This is a genomic window from Roseomonas rosulenta, from assembly GCF_016106005.1.
GTDB classification, from domain to species: Bacteria; Pseudomonadota; Alphaproteobacteria; order Acetobacterales; family Acetobacteraceae; genus Neoroseomonas; species Neoroseomonas rosulenta.
Map to the genome: position 1 here is coordinate 1 of NZ_JACADR010000373.1, position 3,627 is coordinate 3,627.

The following is a 3,627-nucleotide window of genomic DNA, read 5'->3' on the forward strand; positions in this document are numbered from 1 at the left end:
CGCCGCGGCGCATCGGGGCCGTTCGGCGTCAGGCGCCGGCGGGGGCCAGCGCGCGCACTGCCGCCTCGCAGCGCCGCGCCGTCTCCTCCCATCCGGCGCGGCCGCCGGGCAGGTCGTCGCAGCGCAGCGGCGCACCGATCGATAGGCGCAGCCTGCCCGGTCGGGGGAACCGCCGCTGCGGCGGCCAGGCGGCGAAGGCGCCATCGAGGAAGCAGGGCACCACCGGCACATCGCTGCCCGCGACCAGGGCGCCGATGCCCGGCTGGAAACCGGCCATCGTGCCGTCGCGGCAGCGCGTGCCTTCGGGGAACAGGATGTACACGAGGCGGTCCTCGACCAGCCGTTCGCGCAGCGTTGCGATCTCGCTCGGCCGGGTGCGCTTGCGCCAGACCGGTAGCGCATTCACCGCATAGGCGGCGAAGGCCGAGGTGAGGGTCGAGGTGAAGAAGGTGTCGCCCGCCGCCAGCGCATGCGCGCGCCGCGCCGCATCGCCGCGCAGCACGGCCGAAAGGGTGAGCGCATCGAGATGGCTCGCGTGGTTCGCCACCAGCACGAAGGGGGCGGGGGGAAGGTTCTCCCGCCCCGTCACCTCCAGCCTGTGGAACGCCGCGAGGTATCCCCGCACAAGCGCGCGCCAGGCACTGCCCAGCACCACGGAGCCCAGGCCACGCTCGCGCGACAGGCTGCGCAGCCGGTCGGCGGCGTCCAGACCGTGGTCGCGCGCGGGGCGGAGCTTGAATTCCATCAGCCCCCCGTGATCAGCCGCGCCGGCTGGCCCATGCCGAAGCCGACGAAGAACTGGATGAAGTGGAAGGCGGCGGGCGCCACTAGCAGCAGGGAATTGAAGCGGTCCAGCACGCCGCCATGGCCGGGCAGGATGGTGCCCATGTCCTTGATGCCGATGTCGCGCTTGATGGAGGACAGCATCAGGTCGCCGGCCTGCGCGCCGATGCCCACGATCAGACCGAGCAGCAGCAGCCAGTGCCATTGCGCCATCGCCGTGCCGGCGAAGATGACGGAGGACAGCCCGGCCACCAGCAGCGTGGTGACGCACAGCGCCCCGACGGCGCCCGAGATCGACTTGTTCGGGCTGGTCGCCGGCAGCAGCTTCGGCCCGCCGATCAGCTTGCCGAAGGTAAAGGCCGCCACGTCCGACAACGCCACCGTGGTCAGCAGCATCAGCAGGATCGGCCGGTAGCCCGGCTCGTTCGCCATGAAGGACAGGTGCGCGAGGCCCGCGCCGAACAGCATGTAGGCGAGGATGCCGAGCGCGGTTCGCTGCACGTAGCCGGCCGGCCGGTCGCGCGGGATGGTGCCGACCACGATGACGCCGACCGTGAGCGGCCAGAGTGCCACGAAAAACCCATACCAGTGATCGAGCGCGGCGAAGTTCGCCGCCAGGATCCCCACCACCACGATCCCCGCCACCAGCGGCTCGCGGAACAGCCCCGTCGCGCGGTCGAATTCGCGCAGGCAGGCGAGGCCGAGCAGGGTGACGGCGCCGATCACCCATTCGCGCCCGAGCAGCACCGGCCCCATCATCAGCGGCAGCAGCAGGCACCAGGAGGCCGTGCGCAGCCATAATTCGCGGCGCAGCTCCGGCGTGCCGCGGCCGCGCGCCGTCATCACGCCGATCACCGCGAAGGCCACCGCGACGACCAGCACCGCCGCCGCGACGATGCCGATGGTGACCGGGTGGTCGAAGGTGCCGTGGCGGGTCATGCCGGCGGTACCGCGACGCGCTTGCATGCCCCCGCGGCCCGTGCCGCCGTCCGCATGCGGCCGCCGTCTGCTCCATGCCTCATCGCTTCGCCTCCAGCGCGGCCGCGGCGCGCGCGAGGCGCCGCCAGGCGGTGAAGACCGACCCCAGCGTGATCACCACCAGCACCACCGTCACCGGGATCGCGCCGTCCCAGGCGCCGGGCGCCAGCGCGCACCACACCGCCAGCGCGGTGGCCAGCGCCATCCGATGCTGCTTCGCCATGGGTCCGCAGAAGTCGGAAGGCGCGCCGCCGGCGCGCGCCGTGGTGCGCACATAGGCCGTCAGCATCGCCGCCAGCGCGGCCGCGAGCCCCAGCGCCACCGATCCCGCCGCGACGCCGAGGCCCACCAGCACCGCCGTGTCCGACACCCGGTCCGGCACCTCGTTGTACAATTCGCCGACTGGCGAGGCGACGCCGCGCCCGATCGCCACCATCCCGTCCAGCAGGTTCGCCATCAGCCGCGCCTGCACCAGCGCCGCACCGAGCAGCCAGAACACCCAGGCCGCCCCCGGCAGCCAGGCGGTGGCCGCGAAGCAGAGCCCCGCCGCCAGGCCCGCCGCCATGCCCGCCAGCGAGATGCCGTTCGGCGAGGCCCCACGCGCCACCAGCGCCGCGGCAATTCGCTGCGTGATCCCGAGGTTGCGCGCCGCGATCGGTCGCCGGTCTGCCTCGTCCGCCATGGCCCCCCTGCCTTGCAGCCCGTGGACAGCATGGCGCAGGCGGGCGCGCACCGGAAGGAAACGCTGCACAGGCCGTGATTCCCGATCGTGGCGAAGTGCTCTACCTAGGTCCCATGGACTCCGTCCCCCCGGTCGAGTCGCCCCCCCGCCCGGCCATCCGCCGCCTGCCCGAGACCACCGCCAACCGCATCGCCGCCGGCGAGGTGGTGGAGCGCCCCGCCGCCGCCGTGAAGGAGATGGTGGAGAACGCGCTCGATGCCGGTGCCACGCGCATCGCCGTGCTGCTCGAGGGCGGCGGCATGGACCGCATCCTGGTGGAGGATGACGGCTGCGGCATGGGCGCGGCCGACCTTGCCCTGGCGATCGAGCGCCACGCCACCTCGAAGCTGCCCGAGGAAGCGACGCTGTTCCGCATCGCGACGCTGGGCTTCCGCGGGGAGGCGCTGCCCTCGATCGGTGCGGTGGCGCGCCTTGCGATCACCTCGCGCCCGGCCGGCGGCAGCGCGCATCGGATCACCGTCGAGGGCGGCCATGTCGGCGCCGTGGCGCCGGCCGCCGGCGCGTCGGGCACGCGCGTCGAGGTGCGCGACCTGTTCTTCGCCACGCCGGCGCGGCGCAAGTTCCTCCGCCACGCGCGCACCGAGGCCGACCACGCGATCGAGGCGGTGCGCCGCCTGGCCCTGGCCTGGCCCGCCGTCACCTTCCGCGTCGAGAGCGACGGGCGGGAGGCGCTGAACCTGCCCGCGACCGACTGGGAAGGGCGCATCCGCCAGGTGCTCGGCCCGGGCTTCGCCGCGGCGGCCGTGCCGGTGGAGCATGTCGGCGCCGCGCTCGACCTGCGCGGCCTCGCCGCGCTGCCCTCCTTCACGCGGCCGACCACCATGGGGCAGCACCTGGTGGTGAACCGCCGCCCGGTGCGCGACCCGCTACTGCGCGTGGCGCTGCGCGTCGCCTATCGCGACCTGATCGCGCAGGGGCGGCATCCGGCGGCGGCGCTGTTCCTCGACATCCCGCCCGAAAGTGTGGACGTGAACGTCCACCCGATGAAGACCGAGCTGCGCTTCCGGGAAAGCGAGGCGGTGCGCGGCGCGGTGATCTCGGCGCTGCGCCGCGCGCTGGCGGTGGGGGCCGGGGCAGCGGTGGCGGTGCCGGGCGTCGTGCCGGGCAGCGCCGCGTCCTGGCAG

General features: G+C 74.0%; 4 protein-coding genes. 1 reads left to right on the forward strand and 3 read right to left on the reverse strand.

Annotated elements, in window-relative coordinates:
- Positions 1 to 28 precede the first annotated feature (28 nt).
- The 3 genes from HW578_RS24395 to HW578_RS24405 form a co-directional block, all read right to left on the reverse strand.
- Positions 29 to 745 (reverse strand): lysophospholipid acyltransferase family protein, encoded by a 717-nt coding sequence (locus HW578_RS24395; protein ID WP_198373302.1) that lies wholly within the window; start codon positions 743 to 745, stop codon positions 29 to 31.
- Positions 745 to 1,722 carry a phosphatidate cytidylyltransferase gene (locus HW578_RS24400; protein ID WP_198373303.1) on the reverse strand — a complete coding sequence of 326 codons (978 nt, stop codon included), beginning with the start codon at positions 1,720 to 1,722 and terminating at the stop codon, positions 745 to 747. Before HW578_RS24400 ends, HW578_RS24395 begins: the two co-directional genes overlap by 1 nt.
- A 79-nt stretch (positions 1,723 to 1,801) precedes the next feature.
- The gene (locus tag HW578_RS24405; protein WP_198373304.1) at positions 1,802 to 2,443 is read right to left on the reverse strand and encodes a CDP-alcohol phosphatidyltransferase family protein; all 642 of its coding nucleotides are present in this window, start codon (positions 2,441 to 2,443) and stop codon (positions 1,802 to 1,804) included.
- A 113-nt stretch (positions 2,444 to 2,556) separates the two neighbouring features.
- Here HW578_RS24405 and mutL point away from each other — a divergent pair.
- On the forward strand, positions 2,557 to 3,627 hold a 1,071-nt coding region (gene mutL, locus HW578_RS24410; RefSeq protein WP_198373305.1), incomplete at its 3' end, for a DNA mismatch repair endonuclease MutL.